17 protein-coding genes are annotated in these 18,278 nt (G+C 63.5%); 11 read left to right on the top strand and 6 right to left on the bottom strand.

Annotated elements, in window-relative coordinates:
• Positions 1-34: 34 nt before the first annotated feature.
• Positions 35-1,177 carry a nitric oxide-sensing protein NosP gene (gene nosP / locus C9383_RS25880; protein ID WP_090370025.1) on the top strand — a complete coding sequence of 381 codons (1,143 nt, stop codon included), beginning with the start codon at positions 35-37 and terminating at the stop codon, positions 1,175-1,177.
• Positions 1,119-3,065, top strand: a complete 1,947-nt coding sequence (locus C9383_RS25875; RefSeq protein WP_090370027.1) for a PAS domain-containing hybrid sensor histidine kinase/response regulator — start codon at positions 1,119-1,121, stop codon at positions 3,063-3,065. The genes nosP and C9383_RS25875 overlap by 59 nt, the downstream gene beginning before the upstream one ends.
• Positions 3,066-3,257: 192 nt before the next feature.
• On the opposite strand, the gene C9383_RS25870 is transcribed toward C9383_RS25875, so the two are convergent.
• The 6 genes from C9383_RS25870 to C9383_RS25845 form a co-directional block, all read right to left on the bottom strand.
• Positions 3,258-3,923 carry a response regulator transcription factor gene (locus C9383_RS25870; RefSeq protein ID WP_060756797.1) on the bottom strand — a complete coding sequence of 222 codons (666 nt, stop codon included), beginning with the start codon at positions 3,921-3,923 and terminating at the stop codon, positions 3,258-3,260.
• Positions 3,924-3,946: 23 nt separating this feature from the next.
• Positions 3,947-4,486, bottom strand: coding sequence for a PQQ-dependent catabolism-associated CXXCW motif protein (locus C9383_RS25865; protein WP_090370029.1), 540 nt, complete (start codon positions 4,484-4,486; stop codon positions 3,947-3,949).
• A 99-nt stretch (positions 4,487-4,585) separates the two neighbouring features.
• Positions 4,586-5,377 carry an ABC transporter permease gene (locus tag C9383_RS25860; protein ID WP_090370031.1) on the bottom strand — a complete coding sequence of 264 codons (792 nt, stop codon included), beginning with the start codon at positions 5,375-5,377 and terminating at the stop codon, positions 4,586-4,588.
• Positions 5,374-6,114, bottom strand: a complete 741-nt coding sequence (locus C9383_RS25855) for an ABC transporter ATP-binding protein (RefSeq protein WP_090370033.1) — start codon at positions 6,112-6,114, stop codon at positions 5,374-5,376. The genes C9383_RS25860 and C9383_RS25855 overlap by 4 nt, the downstream gene beginning before the upstream one ends.
• Positions 6,111-7,070, bottom strand: coding sequence for a YVTN family beta-propeller repeat protein (locus C9383_RS25850; RefSeq protein WP_090370037.1), 960 nt, complete (start codon positions 7,068-7,070; stop codon positions 6,111-6,113). Before C9383_RS25850 ends, C9383_RS25855 begins: the two co-directional genes overlap by 4 nt.
• A 26-nt stretch (positions 7,071-7,096) precedes the next feature.
• Complete coding sequence (locus C9383_RS25845; protein ID WP_090370039.1) at positions 7,097-8,269, bottom strand: ABC transporter substrate-binding protein; 1,173 nt, start codon at positions 8,267-8,269, stop codon at positions 7,097-7,099.
• 283 nt (positions 8,270-8,552) lie between these two features.
• On the opposite strand from C9383_RS25845, the gene pedF reads away from it, so the two are divergent.
• The 9 genes from pedF to C9383_RS25800 all read left to right on the top strand — a co-directional run bounded on the left by pedF (position 8,553) and on the right by C9383_RS25800 (position 18,215).
• Positions 8,553-9,014 carry a cytochrome c-550 PedF gene (gene pedF / locus C9383_RS25840; protein WP_090370041.1) on the top strand — a complete coding sequence of 154 codons (462 nt, stop codon included), beginning with the start codon at positions 8,553-8,555 and terminating at the stop codon, positions 9,012-9,014.
• A gap of 3 nt (positions 9,015-9,017) precedes the next feature.
• On the top strand, positions 9,018-9,893 hold the full coding sequence (locus tag C9383_RS25835) for a substrate-binding periplasmic protein (RefSeq protein ID WP_090370043.1): 876 nt from the start codon (positions 9,018-9,020) through the stop codon (positions 9,891-9,893).
• Positions 9,890-10,639: a quinoprotein dehydrogenase-associated SoxYZ-like carrier gene (locus tag C9383_RS25830; protein ID WP_090370045.1), complete on the top strand. Its 750-nt coding sequence runs from the start codon at positions 9,890-9,892 to the stop codon at positions 10,637-10,639. The genes C9383_RS25835 and C9383_RS25830 overlap by 4 nt, the downstream gene beginning before the upstream one ends.
• A gap of 16 nt (positions 10,640-10,655) precedes the next feature.
• Positions 10,656-11,603: a quinoprotein relay system zinc metallohydrolase 1 gene (locus C9383_RS25825; RefSeq protein ID WP_090370047.1), complete on the top strand. Its 948-nt coding sequence runs from the start codon at positions 10,656-10,658 to the stop codon at positions 11,601-11,603.
• 107 nt (positions 11,604-11,710) lie between these two features.
• Entirely contained in the window at positions 11,711-13,486 is a 1,776-nt protein-coding gene (locus C9383_RS25820; RefSeq protein WP_060756787.1) for a PQQ-dependent methanol/ethanol family dehydrogenase, read from the top strand.
• Between the two features lie 121 nt (positions 13,487-13,607).
• A complete protein-coding gene (gene exaC, locus C9383_RS25815; protein WP_090370049.1) occupies positions 13,608-15,128 on the top strand; it encodes an acetaldehyde dehydrogenase ExaC in 1,521 nt (506 codons plus the stop codon).
• 371 nt (positions 15,129-15,499) lie between these two features.
• Positions 15,500-15,571, top strand: a complete 72-nt coding sequence (gene pqqA, locus C9383_RS25810; protein ID WP_010209364.1) for a pyrroloquinoline quinone precursor peptide PqqA — start codon at positions 15,500-15,502, stop codon at positions 15,569-15,571.
• Positions 15,572-15,697: 126 nt separating this feature from the next.
• Positions 15,698-16,861 (top strand): alcohol dehydrogenase-like regulatory protein ErcA, encoded by a 1,164-nt coding sequence (gene ercA, locus C9383_RS25805; protein WP_090370052.1) that lies wholly within the window; start codon positions 15,698-15,700, stop codon positions 16,859-16,861.
• A complete protein-coding gene (locus tag C9383_RS25800) occupies positions 16,845-18,215 on the top strand; it encodes an ATP-binding response regulator (protein WP_060756784.1) in 1,371 nt (456 codons plus the stop codon). The genes ercA and C9383_RS25800 overlap by 17 nt, the downstream gene beginning before the upstream one ends.
• Positions 18,216-18,278: the final 63 nt, after the last annotated feature.

The raw sequence follows: 18,278 nt of genomic DNA, 5'->3' as shown, positions 1-18,278 counted from the left end.
TTCGTACACTCATGCCTCAGAGGGGGAGCACACGATGTACAACAGTGAAGGCGTAGTCAGTGCCATGTCCCAGGCCATGGATGCCGGGCAGGCCGCCGAAGAGTTGGCGCGACAGCTGCTGCATCCGTACCTGGGGTTTGTGCTGTTTTTTTGCTCGGCGTCGTACGATCTGCAGGCGTTGGGCAACGCCTTGCAGCAATGCTTCGGCACGGTGCGCGTGGTCGGTTGCACCAGCGCGGGCGAGATCACGACCCAGGGCTACGGCCGTAACTGCATCACCGCGATAGGGTTCAACCACGCGCATTTCTCCATCGCCACCGAACTGATCGACCAGGTGGAACACTTCAGCCTGATCAACGCCCAGGACATGGTCGAGCGTCTGGTCGGCGGCTGTCGCAGCAACACCCTGGCGCCGATCAAGGGCAATACATTCGCCTTGACCTTGCTCGACGGCCTGTCCAGCCGCGAAGAAATGGTACTGGCTGCCCTCAGCGCCGCCCTGGGCGATATCCCGCACTTCGGCGGCTCGGCCGGCGATGACAATTTCCTGCATACCCACGTGTACTTCAACGGCGTCTTCCACAGCGGAGCGGCGGTGGTGGTGCTGGTCAATACCTGGCTGGATTTCGAGGTGTTCACCACCCACCACATCCGGCCGCGTACCGAGAAACTGGTGGTGACCGGCGCCGACAGCCCGTCGCGTCGTGTGTTCGAGCTCAACGCCGAGCCCGCCGCCGAAGAGTACGCGCGCCATATCGGCGTCGCGGTGGCCGACCTTGACCACCGCATCTTCGCTGCGCACCCGTTGGCGGTGCGTATCCACGACTATTACTACGTGCGCGCGATCCAGCAGGTGCATGATGACCTGAGCCTGAGTTTCTACTGCGCGGTGGAAAACGGCATCGTGCTCACCGCGATGACACCAGGGCCGATCCTGCCCAACCTGGAAACCCTGTTCGACGGCTTGCAATCGCGTCTCGGCGAGCTGCTGCTGACCATCGGCTGCGACTGCTTCCTGCGCCGCCTGGAGCTGGAAGACAACGGCGACCTGGAGCCGATCGGCACGTTCCTGCGCGACCACCGGGTGATGGGCTTCAACACCTACGGAGAACAGTTCAATGGCATGCACATCAACCAGACCTTCACCGGGGTCGCCATTGCCCGAGGCCGACGCTGAACTGCTCGCCCAGGTGGCCCGGTTGCAACAGGACAACCACAAGCTGGCGCGCATCAATGCGGCGCTGATCGAGCGCATCGAGTCGGGCCTGCCCCAGGGCAACAGCCCTTACACCACCTTCCAGCATTCGGTGGTGTTGGCCGAGCAAGTGCGCGAACGCACCGATGCACTCAACCAGGCGATGGCCGAACTCAAGGCCAGCAACCATTTGCTGATCAACGCCCGGCTGCGCGCCGAAACCTTGCGCGGCGAACAGGTCGCGGCGCAGAAGGCGCAGGAAAGCGAGCGCTGGATTCGCTTGATCACCGACAACGTGCCTGCCCTGATCGGCTACCTGAATGCCGACCTGGTCTACGAATTCACCAACAAGGTGTATGAAGAGTGGTACTGCTGGCCGCGCGGCATGATGCTCGGGCAAAGCCTGCGCGAAGTGCACAGCGAGCAGCATTGTCAGCGCCTGGACGCGTATGTCGCCCGCGCCCTGGCCGGGGAGAGCGTGACCTTCGAATTCGCCGAAACCAATATCAATAACCAGGAACGCTACATGCTGCGTTCCTATGTGCCGAACGTGTTGGCCACGGGCGAAGTGGTCGGGATATTCGTGCTGATCCGCGACATCACCGAGCGCCGCCGCACGGCCGAAGCCTTGCACCAGGCCTATCAACATCTGGAGCAGCGCGTCGCCCAGCGCACCTCGGAACTGACCGCACTCAACGACCAGCTGTTGAAGGAGATCGAGGAGCGTCGGCGCATGGAAACCCGCCTGCGCGAAGCCAAGCTGGAGGCCGAGCAGGCCAACCTGTCGAAAACCAAATTCCTCGCCGCCGTCAGCCATGACCTGCTGCAACCGCTCAATGCCGCTCGGCTGTTTACCAGCGCCTTGCTCGAACGCCCCAGCGAAACCCTGGTGCGCAACGTGAGCAACTCCCTGGAAGACGTGGAAAACCTGCTGGGCACCCTGGTGGATATCTCCAAGCTGGATGCCGGTGTGATCAAGGCGGACATCGCGCCTTTTGCCCTCAGTGAACTGCTGGACAACCTGGCCGCCGAGTACACCCAGTTGGCCCGCGCCGAAGGGTTGGAACTGCGCTTTATCGGCTGCTCGGCGCTGGTACGCAGTGATATCCAGTTGCTTGCGCGGATCCTGCGCAACCTGTTGAGCAATGCGCTTCGCTACACCTATAAAGGCCGTGTAGTGCTCGGTTGCCGGCGCCACCCGCAACGGTTGTCGATCCAGGTGTGGGACAGCGGCATGGGCATCGCCGAGGAGCGCCTGGAGGAGATTTTCCAGGAGTTCAAGCGCGGCGATGTGCAGCGCCCGGACCAGGACCGGGGGTTGGGCCTGGGGTTGGCGATCGTGGAAAAGATCGCCGGGATACTCGGCCATCGCATCAGCGTCCGGTCCTGGCCGGGCAAGGGTTCGATGTTTGCGGTGGAGGTGCCGCTCAGCGCTACCGCGCCCAGGCCGCTGCCGATGGTGGCGATGAGCGAAGCGTTGCTGGAGCGCCTGCAAGGTGCGCGGGTGTGGGTGCTGGATAACGACGCGGCGATCTGCGCCGGTATGCGCACGTTACTGGAAGGGTGGGGCTGCCGGGTCATCACGGCGTTGTCGGAGCAGGATCTGGCGCGGCAGGTGGATAACTACCACGCCGAGGCGGACCTGTTGATCGCCGACTACCACCTGGACGACGATCAGAACGGGGTGGACGCCGTGGCCCGCATCAACGCCCGGCGCGGCAGTGCGATCCCGGCCATGATGATCACCGCCAACTACAGCAATGAGTTGAAGCTGCAGATCCGTGAGTTGGGGTACACGCTGATGCACAAGCCTGTGCGCCCCATGAAACTCAAGACCGCCATGAGCCACCTGCTCGGCCCGGCCTTGTAGTGAGCGGGCTTGCCCCGCGCCGGGTGGCGCAGCCGCCCCAACAAGACCGATGCGGTGTTGCAGTGAGACCGAGGTGCCTGGGGCCGCTGCGCGGCCTATCGGGAGCAAGTCGAATCGTCGCACCGCCCCTCCCACAGTGACCGCGTTAATCCTTAACTGACTAGCATTAGGGCGAGCCCGCTCACTACAAGGTCAGCGGCGCAGGTATGAGCCGAAATCAATGTCCCCGGCACTGAGGATCGCCTGGACGCGGTTGTGCACATTCAGCTTGCGCAGGATTGCCGACACATGGGCCTTCACCGTGGTCTCGGCAATCTCCAGGGTATAGGCGATCTGCTTGTTCGACTCCCCCTTGGTCATGCGCTCCAGCACCAGCAATTGCTTGCGTGTCAGCGCCTGCAGCAATTCCGGGGCAAAGCCCGGGTTGTCGTGCATGCGCCGTTGCCCGGTGTTTTTCTGGGTGCGGATGATGTCCGACGGCAGGTATACGTTGCCGTTGAGAATCTGCTGGATCGCCTCGGTCATTTGCTGGCGCGGCGAGGACTTGGTGATGAAGCCCACCGCGCCATAGGTGATGGCTTGCAGCACGATCTGCTTGTCTTGCTCGGCCGAAACGATCACCACCGGGATGGTCGGCGACTCGTTGCGCAGGTTGATCAGCCCATTGAGGCCGTGCATGCCCGGCATGTTCAGGTCCAGCAGGATCAGGTCGAGGTCATCGTGGTCCTGGGTCAGGGCGAGGGCGCTGTCCAGGTCGGCGGTTTCCATGATGTCGCTGCCGGGGAAACCATCGCTGATGACGTTGTGGATCGCTTCGCGAAACAGCGGGTGATCGTCGGCAATCAGGATTTTGTACATGGCCGTTCACCTTTTTATTCTGATTATTGGAAGGGTTCTGGTTGTGCCGTTGCCACCGGCAGGTTTGCCGCTTCCCACGCGTCCAGGCCGTCGCGATACCAGTACACAGAGGTATAGCCCAGGTTGGCGGCTCGTTTTACCGCGTTCCAACTCAACCAGCAATCGGAGCGGCAATAGAACACCAGCGCTCGTGTCAGGTCGCCGGCGGTGTAGCGGTACAAGTGGCGCACGAAATATCCCTGCCACTCAGGCGTGAGGTCGCCGTCGCCGGTATTGGCCAGCCAGTGGCTGCCGGGCAGGTTGGCGTGAGGCTGGTCTTCAATGAAGCGGCCTTGCAGCCAGGGGCGGCGGTAAACGTCGATCAACACCGGTGGCGGGGTCTGGGTGAGCAGGGCTTGCAGGGCCGGCGTGTCGAGGGTCGTTGCGCCGTTCACCTGCTCGGGAGTCGGGCTGCGATACAGGCTGATGCGCATGCCGTCGGCGGAAAACAGCGGCGTGTCGGCCTGGGCGCGGGCGACAAACAGGCACAACAGGGCCAACAGGGGCAATCGAGCGGGCAGCATGGCAGGGTAGTCCTTATCGTTATGCCGCCATTACACGCCAGTCCCGAGCCCTTGGGAATGCGACGATAGACACGAAAACCAGTACCAAAGTAGTAGTTTTCAGCCTTTCTTGCGCAGGGCCGCATGCTGAGGGTTGAACGTCAGTACCGCCAGCAGCGCGAACGTCAGGGTCAGCCCCAGGCACACCGCCAGAGCCAGGGGCGCGAAGCGTTCGTACAAGGCAAAACGCACCAGTTCTACCGCATGGGTGAACGGGTTGACTGCGCACAACCAATACAGCCACTCGCTGGAGTCGCGCATCTTCCACAGCGGGTACAGCGCCGACGACAGGAAGAACAACGGGAAAATTACAAAATTCATCACCCCGGCGAAGTTCTCCAACTGGCGGATCGCGTTCGACAGCAACAGGCCCAGGGCACTGAGCATCAGGGCCACCAGCAGCAACGCCGGCAACGCCAGCAACAGGCCCGTGGCCGGCGGTTGCACACCGTAGACCCAGGCAATCGCCAGGAACCCATACACCTGCAACAACGAAATCAACGCGGTCGCCATCAGTTTGCTGCACAGCAGGAACGTGCGCGGCAACGGGCTGGTGAGCAGCACCCGCATGCTGCCCATTTCGCGGTCGTACACCATCGCCAGCGACCCTTGCATGCCGTTGAACAGCAGGATCATGCAGGCCAGCCCCGGAATGATGTACACCTCATAGGGGATGTAGGTGTCGTAGGGTTCGATCACCGATATCCCCAGGGCGGCGCGAAAGCCGGCGGCGAAGACGAGCAGCCACAGCAGCGGGCGCACCAGGGCGCTGAGAAACCGCGTGCGCTGCAGCACAAAGCGCAGCCATTCGCGCAGCACGATGCCGCGCAGACATTGCCAGTAAGCGTTCATACCAAAGCTCCCGTCGGCGTGGGGCGTGTCAGGCGGGCGAACAGGCTGCCCAGGTCGCCGCCTTGTTCGCGTATCAGCGTGTCGACCTGCCCGCTGGCCACCAAGCGGCCTTGATGCAGGATCAGCAATGCATCCTCGGCGCGCACTTCATCGAGCAGGTGGGTGGTCCACAACACACTGATTGCCTGGTCCAGGCACAGGCTGCGCACATGCTGGTTGAGCGCCAGCCGGCTGGCCGGGTCGAGGCCCACGCTGGCTTCGTCGAGCAACAGCAGGCGCGGCCCGTGCAGCAGTGCGCGGGCGATTTCCACCCGGCGCCGGTGGCCGCCATTGAGTTCGCGCACCCGCTCCCGGCGACGTTCGCCAAGGGCCTGGCGAGCCAGCTCGGCGTCGACCCGTGCGGCCGCCTCGCGACGCGACAGGCCATGCAGCGCGGCGTGATAACGCAGGTTCTGTTCCACGCTCAAATCCAGGTCCAGGGTGCTTTGCTGGAACACCACCCCCAGTTGCTGCAATGCCGCACGCGGGGCCTGCGCCAGGCAATGCCCGCCCACCCGGATCGTGCCGGCCTGCAAGTCGTACAAGCGCGTGAGCAGGGCGATCAAGGTCGACTTGCCGGCCCCGTTCGGCCCCAGCAACGCTGCAAACTGCCCCGGCGCCAGGCTGAAGCTCACCGCTTGCAACGCCTGCCGGGGGCCATAGGCGAAGCTGAGCTGGCTGACGTCCAGCGCGTTCATGGTGTCACCACCACACCCCATGGGTAGCGCCCGACCTTGATCGACTTGACCACCTTGAGGCTGTCCACATCGATCACCGACACATCGCCGCTCACGCCGTTGGTGGCCAGCAACTGTTTCTCATCGGGCGTGAACGCCAGTTGCCAGACGCGGCGGCCGACCACCAGGTAGTCGAGGATCTCGAACGTCTTGGCGTCAATCACCGCCACATGGTTGGCCGGGCCCAGGGCGACAAATGCGTACTTGCCGTCGGCGCTGAGCTTGATGCCCACCGGTTGCACCTTGTCCGGGTGCACGCCCTTGATCTTGAAGGTCAGGGTCTTGATGATCGCACGGCTGGCCACGTCGAGAATCGTCACGGTGCCGCCGATTTCCGCCGAGGCCCAGAGCTGCGCACCGTCGTGGCTGAATTCGACAAAGCGCGGGCGCTGGTCCACCGGGGTACTGTCGGCCAGCGTCTGGGTACGGGTGTCGATCCAATGCAGCATGTTCGTGGTTTCGCTGGTGTTCACCGCCCACTTGCCGTCGGGGCTGACCGCCATGCCTTCGGGTTCGACGCCGACGTTGATCTGGCCCAGCACCTTGGCAGTTTCGGTGTCGATCACCGTGACCAGTGCATCGTCTTCGTTGGACACATACAACCAGCGGTTATTGGGGTGCAGGGCAAATTGCTCGGGGTCTTTGCCGGAGGGCAGCTCCTTGATGATCTTGCGGGTGGCCACGTCCATCACTTGCACCCGGTCCGAGTCACTGGCGCAGATGTACAACAGCTTATTGTCATGGGACAGCAGCAGGCCGCGTGGACGCTGGCCGACCTTGAGCGTGTCGGTGACTTGCAGGGTCTGCATATCGATCAGGCTCAGGCTGTTGTCTTTCTCGTTGGAGACCCAGGCGGTGCTGGCCACGGCGTGCCCGGCGGCAAGCAGCAGGGCGCATGAAAGCAGGGTGCGGCGCATGGCGGATTCCTTATTGTTTTAAGTGTTCAGGGATAGCGGCAGGTCACCTCGGGCTGGTCATAGCCCAAGCTGTCCATTTCGTTGAAGGGGTGCAGGAAACCCTCTTGAGGCGAGGTACTGACCAGCGCACGCGGCTGCACGATGGGGATCGGCTGGCGCAGTTGGCCATTCCAAGGGCGATAACTGAGCTTGCGGCCCTTGAAACCATCCAGCGGCAGTTGCTCGCCCAGCGCCAGTTGGCGGATCGCCATGGGGTCGGCCTGACGCAGCTTGCTGACGGCGCTGGCGACGCTGCGCACCGCCATCCAGGCGGCGAAGTCGCGGTCGTTCATCCAGCGCCCGGCCAGGGCTTCGAAGCGCTTTTGCAATTGCGCGGCGCCGTAGGTCTCCACGGTTTTGTGCCAGCCGGTGGGGGTCAGGCCCTGGGTGCCGGCCACCGGGCGCGGGTACCAGGTCTGGTAGGGCACGTATTCTCCGAAGTCGCCGCGCTCGTCGGCCACCAGTACCACGTCATAGTCATCCGCTTGGGTGAACAGCGGCATATCGGCCTGGGCGCTGCGGCGTTGATCGTTATCGAAACGCCAGGCTTTTTCCGCGACCCAGCGCACGCCGAAACGCTTGGCGGCGCGGCGCAGGGCGGCGGCATAGGCCTGGTCATCCTCGGTCGGGCCGACGATCAGCAGCGCCCGTTGCCATTTGCGCACCACCAGAAACTGCATCAGCGCATCGGCCAGCATCGCGCGGCTCGCCAGGCTGTGCAGTACGTTGCCCAGGCAGTCGGTACTGCGCAGGCGGTCATCGGGGCTGCCGGCGTTGAACAGCAGGCTGTCGGGCAATGCGGCGCTGAGTTGGCGCAGGCTGGCGGCGGGGGCGTTGACCACGAACAGGCGCAGGCCCTGGTCATGCTGGGCCTTGGCGGCGGCGAGCAGGGCCTCGGGCGTGTCGACCGTGGCGCTGGTGAGGCTGTAATGCTGGTTGAGAAAGGCGCCGGTGCTGTTGCTGTCGATGATCGCCAATTCAGCGCCGCGTTGCCCGGCGTCGGCGGGTTCGCCGATCACATTGGACAGCAATGGTCCCGGGTCGGGGCGATACGCCAGGTAACCGATGGGCACCGGCAACGGTGCCTCGGCGGCCTGGCTGCCAGGGGCACACACCATCGCCAGCAGGCAGATCACGGCGTAGGGGGCAAGCTGGCGCATAAGGCACTCCATGACAGGTAGCGCCAGCATAGAAAGCCCCGTTCCCCCTGCAAATATGCAGAAAGTACCGCTGAGCCAGTACCAAGGTCGTAGCCCGCAAGTCCGCCGAGGCCGGCAAGACGTCCCGCAGCGCCGCTGTTTTAGGCGTGCCCCACAAGCCCTACTACCAAGGGAGGAGGGCGCGGCCACCAAAGCAGCATACGGCCCGTGGCCCAGGGTTTTTAAGATGCCTGCCATAACCTCGAACCATGAGGTTTTGCGTGCAATCCTGAGGGCAAAAATAATGACAACAAAACGCAATGCCTTGCTCGTGGCCGGGCTGTTGGTCGGTGTGATCGGTGCCGGTTCCGCGCTGGCCCATGGCAATGTGGTGCCGCAAGCGGTGGAGACCAAAGGGCTGACGGCGATCAAGGATGCCGGGGTGGCGGTCGACGCTGACGGCTGGGCTGCCGTGAACCCTTATCGCACCTCGCCCGAGCACGATAAAGCCGTGGAGATCGGCGCCTCCGCCTACAACCAGAACTGCGCCGCGTGCCATGGGCTGGAAGCCAAGTCCGGTGGTATCGCGCCTGACCTGCGCCTGCTGGACGCCGGCGAGGCGGGGGATGAGTGGTTTGTGGAGCGCGTGCGCAATGGCGCAGTGCGTGACGGGCGGGTGTACATGCCGAAAATGGCCGACTACCTGAGCCAGGAGGCTTTGTGGGCGGTGCGCACTTACCTGGACTCCGTGCGCGTCGAGGAGTAAGCCATGCGCCTGTTCGCAGCGCTGCTGGGCCTGTGCTTGCTGTGCGGCCAGATCGCCCAGGCGCAGGTGCGCAGCTATGACCAGATCATCGCCGCGGGTGAGCTGAAAGTGGCGGTGTACAAAAACTTCGCCCCCTACAGCTTCGAACAGGGCACAACGCCGCGCGGGGTCGATGTGGAGCTCGCGCAGGCGCTGGCCAAGGCTCTGGGGGTGCGGTTGACGCTGATCTGGGCGCCCGCCGGGGAGAAGCTCGACGACGACCTGCGCGATTACATCTGGCGCGGCAGCCCGTTGCACCATCATCAATTGGCCGACCTGATGCTGCGTGCGCCCTACGATCACGACTATGCGCAGAGGCGCAACGACCAGGGCGAACTGGAAAACGGCCAGGTGGTGATGTTCGGCCCTTACCAGAACGAACAATGGCAGGTGGCCTATGACCGTCGGCGCCTGGACAGTGTCGCCAGTGTGGCGGTATTCGAACAGCACCCCATCGGCGTCGAAGTCGACAGCGTGCCGTCGTTCTACCTCACCTCGGTGTTCAACGGCATGCTCGCCGGCAAGACCCATCATTACCCGGGCGTACCCCAGGCCTTTGCGGCGATGAAGGCCGGGAAAATCGACGCGGTGATGGCCATGCGCGGTGAAATCGATTGGCAGGTGCATGAGGCCCACGACCCGCAACTGGCTTTGGCTGAAAACGCCTACCCCAATATGGGCAAACAACGCTGGGAGATCGGCATGGCGGTGCATGAAAGCAACCGCCAATTGGCCTATGCCGTGGAGGAGGCGTTGGAAAGCTTGATCCGCGACGGCTCGCTGCAAGCCATCTACCAGCATTACGGCCTGCGCTATGAAGTGCCCGAGATGTACCAATGAACTGGCGCCTGAGGCTGATGTTGGCGTGCTGGCTGCCGCTTGCGGCCCACGCCACGCAGGTGGACCCGGTGCCGTCGGTGATGTGGGCGTTTTATCAGAAGCAGTTCTTGGGCGATGCGCCGTTCGTGTTCGACGAGCGGGTCAAGCTACTGGCGCCGCCGTTTGCCGAAGATGCGCGGCAGGTGCCACTGGAGATCGACGCCCGCGCCTTCAATGGCCACGTGGTGAACATCCTGGCTTGGGCCGAACTCAACCCGTTGCCGAAGATCGTCGATTTCCACCCCAAGGCCGGCGTATTGCCGTGGTTGTCGATCCGCATCCGTATCGAACAAGCCACGCCGCTGCGCGCGGCGGTGCTCACCGATGATGGCGTGTGGCATGTCGGCTCGGCCCTGATCGACGCGGCCGGTGGCGGTTGCACCGCACCCAGTGTGGTGCGCACCCAGCCGGGCTGGGAAGAGCATATCGGCGAGGTGCTGGGCGGGCGTTATCCGCGTGGTGAGTTCAGCCGCGTGCGCGTGCAGGTGGCGCACCCGATGGACAATGGCCTGGTCAGCGGTATCCCGGAGTTTTATCTCAACCACGCCCAACTGCGCGACGCTCAGGACCAGGTACTGGCTGAGCTTGAGTTGTTCCCGGCGGTCAGCGAAAACCCCAACCTGGCATTTGACATCCAAAGGGCGGGGCCGACGCGCCTGCTGCTGCGGGACAACAGCGGCAACCAGATCGACGCCGCCATCCCCTGACCTCAAGGAGCGCGGTATGCGCTGGATACTGCTGTGTTGCCTGTGCCTGAGCCTGCCCGCGCTGGCGGATCTCGACTACGCGCTCAAGCCCCGCCTGATTGCCGACGACACTTGGCTGTTGGAAGGCAGCACCGACAACTTCAACAAGACCAATGGCGGCAACATCGTCAACACCGCGTTCATCGTCACCGAAGCCGGCGTGGTGGTGATCGACACCGGGCCGTCCAGGCGCTACGGCGAAGCGCTGCGCCAGGCGATTGCCGGCGTCACTGCCAAACCGGTGATCCAGGTGCTGCTGACCCATCATCACCCCGACCACGCCCTGGGCAACCAGGCGTTCAAGACGGTGCCGATCGGCGCCCTGGCCGACACCACGCGCTTGCTCCACGAGCAGGGCGATGGCATGGCTGAAAACCTCTATCGCCTGGTCGGTGACTGGATGCGCGGTACCGAAGTGGTGCTGCCTACCCAAGTCCTCGAACCCGGTGTGCTGAGCGTCGGCAGCCATGATCTGCGCTTGCTGGCGTTCACCGGGCATACCGGCGCGGACCTGGCGATCCTCGACAGCAAGACCGGTGTGCTGTTCGCCGGCGACCTGGTGTTCTACCAACGTGCGCTCACCACCCCCAACAGCCCGGGGCTGGCGGCATGGCTGGCGGATATCGAACGTCTGCAGGCCTTGCCCTGGACCCTGCTGGTGCCCGGCCACGGCCCAGTCGCCGGCGATGCGCGACCCCTTGAGCAAATGCGCGACTACCTGACCTGGCTCGACCAGCTGCTGCGCGACGGCGCCGCACAGGGCAGCGAGATGGCCGAGCTGATCCGCAGCCCGATCCCCGAGCGTTTCGCCGCGATCAGCCTGAACCGCTACGAGCTGATCCGCAGCGTCAGCCACCTGTACCCGCGTTACGAACGCGAGCAATTGCAACGGGTCGACACGCCGGCCCCGCTACTAAGGAACTAGCAATCTCGATACAGCGGTCAATTGTGACGGCGGCCGCTGCGCTCAAGAATCGCCGGCAGACCGGGAAAATTTCCCGGGTATAACAAAAAACCGCAGAGGTAGCCGTCATGACCCAACCCGCACGCCGCCAACCCTTCGCCTTGAGTGTGTTGCTCGGTGCCCTCCTGCTGGCCGGCCAGGCCCATGCCGCCGTGACCGATCAGGATATTCTCCAGGACCCGAAAAACCCCGGCCAGATCGTGACCAATGGCCTGGGCGTCCAGGGCCAGCGCTACAGCCCGCTCGATACGCTGAATGTCGACAACGTCAAAGACCTGCGCCCGGCCTGGGCGTTTTCCTTTGGTGGCGAGAAACAACGCGGGCAGCAGGCGCAGCCGATGGTCAAGGATGGGGTCATGTACCTCACCGGCTCCTACTCGCGGGTATTCGCGGTCGATGCGCGCACCGGCAAGAAACTCTGGCAATACGACGCGCGCCTGCCCGATGACATTCGCCCGTGCTGCGACGTGATCAACCGGGGCGTGGCACTGTATGGCGACCTGGTGTTCTTCGGCACGCTCGACGCCAAGCTCGTGGCGCTGAACAAAGACACCGGCAAAGTGGTATGGAGTAAAAAAGTCGCCGACCACAAGGAAGGCTACTCCATCAGCGCCGCGCCCTTGGTGATCAACGGCAAGCTGATTACCGGCGTGGCCGGTGGCGAGTTCGGCGTGGTGGGCAAGATCGAAGCGTATGACCCGAAAAACGGCGACCTGCTGTGGACCCGGCCCACGGTAGAAGGGCATATGGGCTACGTGTACAAGGACGGCAAGGCCGTGGAAAACGGCATTTCCGGCGGTGCGCCGGGCAAGACCTGGCCCGGCGACCTATGGAAAACCGGCGGCGCCGCGCCTTGGCTGGGCGGCTACTACGACCCGGAGACCAACCTGCTGCTGTTCGGCACCGGCAACCCGGCACCGTGGAACTCCCACCTGCGCCCTGGCGATAACCTCTATTCCTCTTCGCGCCTGGCGCTGAACCCGGATGACGGCAGCATCAAGTGGCATTTCCAGAGCACGCCGCACGACGGTTGGGACTTTGACGGCGTCAACGAGTTGATTTCCTTCAACTACAGCGAAGGCGGCAAGGAAATCAAGGCGGCAGCTACTGCCGACCGCAACGGCTTCTTCTACGTGCTCGACCGCACCAACGGCAAATTCATCCGCGGCTTCCCGTTTGTCGACAAGATCACCTGGGCCAGCGGCCTGGATAAAGATGGCCGCCCGATCTACAACGAAGCCAGCCGCCCCGGCGCCCCCGGCAGCGAAACCAAAGGCACCTCGGTGTTTGTCGCCCCGGCGTTCCTGGGGGCGAAGAACTGGATGCCGATGGCCTACAACCGCGACACCGGGCTGTTCTACGTGCCGTCCAACGAGTGGGGCATGGACATCTGGAACGAAGGCATCGCCTACAAGAAAGGCGCGGCGTTCCTCGGCGCGGGCTTCACCATCAAACCGCTGAATGAAGACTATATCGGCGTGCTGCGCGCCATCGATCCGAAAACCGGCAAGGAAGTCTGGCGCCACAAGAACTTCGCGCCGCTGTGGGGCGGGGTACTGACCACCAAGGGCAACCTGGTCTTCACCGGTACGCCGGAAGGCTTCCTGCAGGCTTTCAATGCCAAGACCGGGGAAAAAGTCTGGGAGTTCCAGACCGGCTCCGGCGTGCTCGGCTCACCCGTGACCTGGGAGATGGACGGCGAGCAGTACGTGTCGGTGCTCTCCGGCTGGGGCGGCGCGGTGCCGCTGTGGGGCGGCGAGGTGGCCAAGCGGGTCAAGGACTTCAACCAGGGCGGCATGCTCTGGACCTTCAAGCTCCCCAAGGAACTGGTGGCCAAGCACTAGTTCTACGACCAAATGACCAGGGCCCTCCTGCCAACGGCGCATTCGCCCGGCAGCGAGGGCTCTTTACCATCGGCTCATCGCCTGTTGACCGACAGGCTCGGACCCCGACAGAGGCCTCATCATGATCTACGCACAACCTGGCACCCCCGGCGCCATCGTCACGTTCAAGCCGCGCTACGGCAATTACATCGGCGGCGAGTTCGTCGCGCCGCTCAAGGGTGAGTATTTCACCAACACCTCGCCGGTCACCGGTGAAGTGATCGCCGAATTCCCGCGCTCCAGCGCCGCCGATGTCGACAAGGCCCTGGACGCGGCCCACGCCGCCGCCGATGCCTGGGGCAAAACCTCGGCCCAGGATCGTGCTTTGGTGCTGTTGAAAATCGCCGACCGTATTGAGCAACACCTCGAAGTGCTGGCCGTGGCCGAGACCTGGGACAACGGTAAGGCCGTGCGCGAAACCCTCAACGCCGACGTGCCCCTGGCCGCCGACCACTTCCGTTACTTCGCCGGTTGCATCCGCGCCCAGGAAGGCGGCGCCGCCGAGATCAACGAGCACACTGCGGCCTATCACTTCCACGAGCCGCTGGGCGTGGTCGGGCAGATCATTCCATGGAACTTCCCGCTGCTGATGGCCGCGTGGAAACTGGCACCGGCATTGGCGGCCGGTAACTGCATTGTGCTCAAACCCGCCGAGCAGACGCCGCTTTCGATCATGGTGTTCGCCGAGCTGATCGGCGACCTGCTGCCGCCGGGCGCGCTCAACATCGTGCAGGGCTTTGGACGAGAAGCGGGGGAGGCGCTGGCCACCAGCAAGCGTATCGCCAAGATCGCCTTCACCGGTTCCACCCCGGTGGGCGCGCACATCATGCATGCCGCCGCCGAGAACATCATCCCGTCCACCGTCGAGCTGGGCGGCAAGTCGCCGAACATCTTCTTTGAAGACATCATGCGCGCCGAGCCGGCCTTTATTGAAAAGGCCGCCGAAGGTCTGGTGCTGGCGTTCTTCAACCAGGGCGAGGTGTGCACCTGCCCGTCGCGGGCGCTGGTGCAGGAGTCGATCTACGAGCCGTTCATGGCCGAGGTGATGAAGAAGGTCGTCAAGATCAAGCGCGGCAACCCACTGGACACCGAGACCATGGTCGGCGCCCAGGCGTCGCAGCAGCAATACGACAAGATCCTGTCCTACCTGGAGATCGCCCAGCAAGAAGGCGCCGTGCTGCTCACCGGCGGCGCGGCCGAGCGTCTGGAGGGCGACCTGTCCAGCGGCTATTACATCCAGCCGACCTTGCTCAAGGGGCACAACAAGATGCGCGTGTTCCAGGAGGAAATCTTCGGCCCTGTGGTGGGCGTGACCACCTTCAAGGACGAGGCCGAAGCACTGGCGATCGCCAACGACAGCGAATTCGGCCTGGGCGCCGGCCTGTGGACCCGCGACATCAACCGCGCCTACCGCATGGGCCGCGCGATCAAGGCCGGGCGGGTGTGGACCAACTGTTATCACCTGTACCCGGCGCATGCGGCGTTTGGCGGGTACAAGAAGTCGGGCGTGGGGCGTGAAAACCACAAGATGATGCTCGATCACTACCAGCAGACCAAAAACCTGTTGGTGAGCTACGACATCAATCCGCTGGGCTTCTTCTAACCCTCAACTTGCAATGCAATTCATTGTGGGAGGGGGCTTGCTCCCGATAGCGGTGTGTCAGTGGCATAGGTGTTGACTGACACACTGCTATCGGGAGCAAGCCCCCTCCCACAGGTTATCCATCGTCTGCTATATCGCTTAACTAACTGGCATTAGGGCAAGCCCCCTCCCACATGGACCGTATTTCAATGTTGGGATTGGTCGAGGTAGTGGCATTGGGTCATGGCGGGCTCTGCATCTCCCATTTTGATTTGCCTGCATCCGCGACTAATGCACTGCAACCGCTACTTCGAAAGTAGCATTCGCCGCCCACACCCCCCATGCATTAATGGCCCGACCGGGATCTTCCGGCACAACAAGAGGACATGCCCATGTGGACTAAACCCGCGTTTACCGACCTGCGTATCGGCTTCGAAGTGACCATGTACTTCGCCAGCCGTTGATTCACCGCCGGCCAGCCTTGTGCTGGCCGGTGCTGTGTGGAGGATGCCCCTTTGGTCTGATTGCAATCGCAGCCGGATGGGTTAGTGTGGAGCGCATCTTCCAAAATAATAAAAACAGGCTTACCCATGAGCCAGACTCTGAGCCCGCTGCGTAAATTCGTTTCTCCTGAAATCATCTTTGGTGCCGGCTGCCGGCACAACGTCGGTAATTACGCCAAGACCTTCGGCGCACGCAAGGTGCTGGTGGTCAGCGACCCCGGCGTGATTGCCGCCGGTTGGGTGGCCGATGTCGAAGCCAGCCTGCAAGCGCTCGGCATCGATTACTGCCTGTACAGCGCCGTCTCGCCCAACCCCCGTGTCGAGGAAGTAATGCTCGGTGCCGAGGTGTACCGTGAACACCACTGTGACGTGATTGTCGCCATCGGCGGCGGCAGCCCGATGGATTGCGGCAAGGCCATCGGCATTGTGGTCGCCCACGACCGTAGCATCCTCGATTTCGAAGGCGTGGATACCCTCCGCGTGCCCAGCCCACCGCTGATACTGATACCGACCACCGCCGGCACTTCGGCGGATGTCTCGCAGTTCGTGATCATCTCCAATCAGCAGGAACGCATGAAGTTCTCCATCGTCAGCAAGGCGGTGGTGCCGGATGTGTCGCTGATCGACCCGGAAACCACCGCCAGCATGGACCCGTTCCTGTCGGCCTGTACCGGCATTGACGCGTTGGTGCATGCCATCGAAGCGTTCGTCTCCACCGGCCACGGCCCGCTCACCGATCCTCACGCGTTGGAAGCGATGCGCCTGATCAACGGCAACCTGGTGCAGATGATCGCCAACCCCGGCGATATTGCCCTGCGTGAGAAGATCATGCTCGGCAGCATGCAGGCCGGTCTGGCGTTTTCCAATGCGATCCTCGGCGCGGTGCATGCCATGTCCCACAGCCTGGGCGGGTTTCTCGATTTGCCTCATGGCCTGTGCAACGCGGTGCTGGTGGAGCATGTGGTGGCGTTCAATTACAACTCGGCGCCGGAGCGTTTCCAGGTGATCGCCGAGACGTTCGGCATCGACTGCCGGGGGCTCAACCATCGGCAGATCTGCGGGCGGCTGGTGGACCATCTGATCGCGCTGAAACATGCGATTGGCTTCCACGAAACCCTGGGCCTGCATGGGGTGCGTGTGGCGGATATTCCGTTCCTGTCGCGCCATGCGATGCACGACCCCTGCATCCTCACCAACCCTCGGGAGTCGAGCCAGCGTGACGTCGAGGTCGTCTATGGCGAAGCTCTCTGACGACCAGCAGCGCGCCCTCGCCGGGTTGCTGGGCCTTGGCGACCAGTCGGCGCGCAAGAGCCATTACCCGGAGCTCACCGCACGCCTGGATGAGCTGGAGGCCGAACGCAAGCGCTACATCCGTCTCAACGACGAGCTGGAACAGCGGGTCGCCGCACGTACCGATGAGCTGCTGGAAGCCAACCACAACCTGCAACAGCAGATCGCCCAGCGCGAACGGATCGAACAGGACCTGCGCGACGCTCGCGACGCCGCCGAAGCCGCCAACCGCAGCAAGGACAAATACCTCGCCGCCGCCAGCCATGACCTGTTGCAGCCACTGAATGCCGCCCGTTTGTTGATCGCCACCTTGCGCGAACGGCAGTTGCCCAGCGTCGAGCAGGTGCTGGTGGAACGTACGCACCAGGCGCTGGAAGGTGCCGAGGACCTGCTGACGGACTTGCTCGATATCTCGCGCCTGGACCAGGCGGCGGTCAAGCCGGACATGGCCGTGTATCGGCTCGATGAGCTATTTGCGCCGCTGGTTTCGGAGTTTCAGTCGGTGGCCCAGGCGTCGGGGTTGAACCTGCGGGTGCACACCGGCCGCTATGCGATCCGCAGCGACTTGCGGTTGTTGACGCGCATCTTGCGTAACTTCCTGAGTAATGCCTGCCGCTATACCGATGAGGGGTGCATCCTGCTCGGCGCACGCCGCCGGGGCGATCGCCTGCGCCTCGAGGTCTGGGATACCGGGCGTGGTATTGCGGCGGACCGGCTGGAGGCGATCTTCCTGGAGTTCAACCAGCTCGACGTCGGCCGTGCGGCGGACCGCAAGGGCGTCGGGCTGGGCCTGGCGATTGTCGAGCGGATCGCCGAAATCCTCGGCCACCCGGTGGCGGTGCGGTCCTGGCCGGGGCGCGGTTCGATGTTCAGCATTGAGGTGCCGATGAGCGCCGAGATGCCTGCGGCAATCAGCCAACTGCCGGTGCAAGCGACGACCGGCAACCCGCTGCCGGGGCGGCGTTTACTGGTGATCGACAACGAAGTGAGCATCCTCGACAGCATGCGTGCATTGCTCGGCCAATGGGGCTGCGAAGTGCTGACCGCCACCGATCAGGCGGGCGCATTGCTGGCGTTGCAGGGCCGGGCGCCGGAGCTGATCCTGGCGGACTACCACCTGGACCATGGGGTGCTGGGGTGCGAGGTGGTCAAGCACCTGCGCGAGCATTTCGGGCAGAAGATTGCGGCGGTGATCATTACCGCCGACCGCACCGACCAATGCCGCCGCGCGTTGCGCCGGCTGGATGCGCCGTTGCTGAACAAGCCGGTCAAACCGGGCAAGTTGCGCGCAGTGTTGAGCCAGTTATTGGCCTAGGGTGTTGATACCTGTCAACACGCCACGCGACGCTTTGCCTCATGCTCCAGGCCCGATCCAGAG

The sequence above is a fragment of the Pseudomonas palleroniana genome, assembly GCF_003031675.1.
Taxonomy (GTDB): domain Bacteria; phylum Pseudomonadota; class Gammaproteobacteria; order Pseudomonadales; family Pseudomonadaceae; genus Aquipseudomonas; species Aquipseudomonas palleroniana.
The sequence above is the reverse complement of the archived record's forward strand: the minus strand, read 5'-3'. Positions and strand labels throughout refer to the sequence as shown.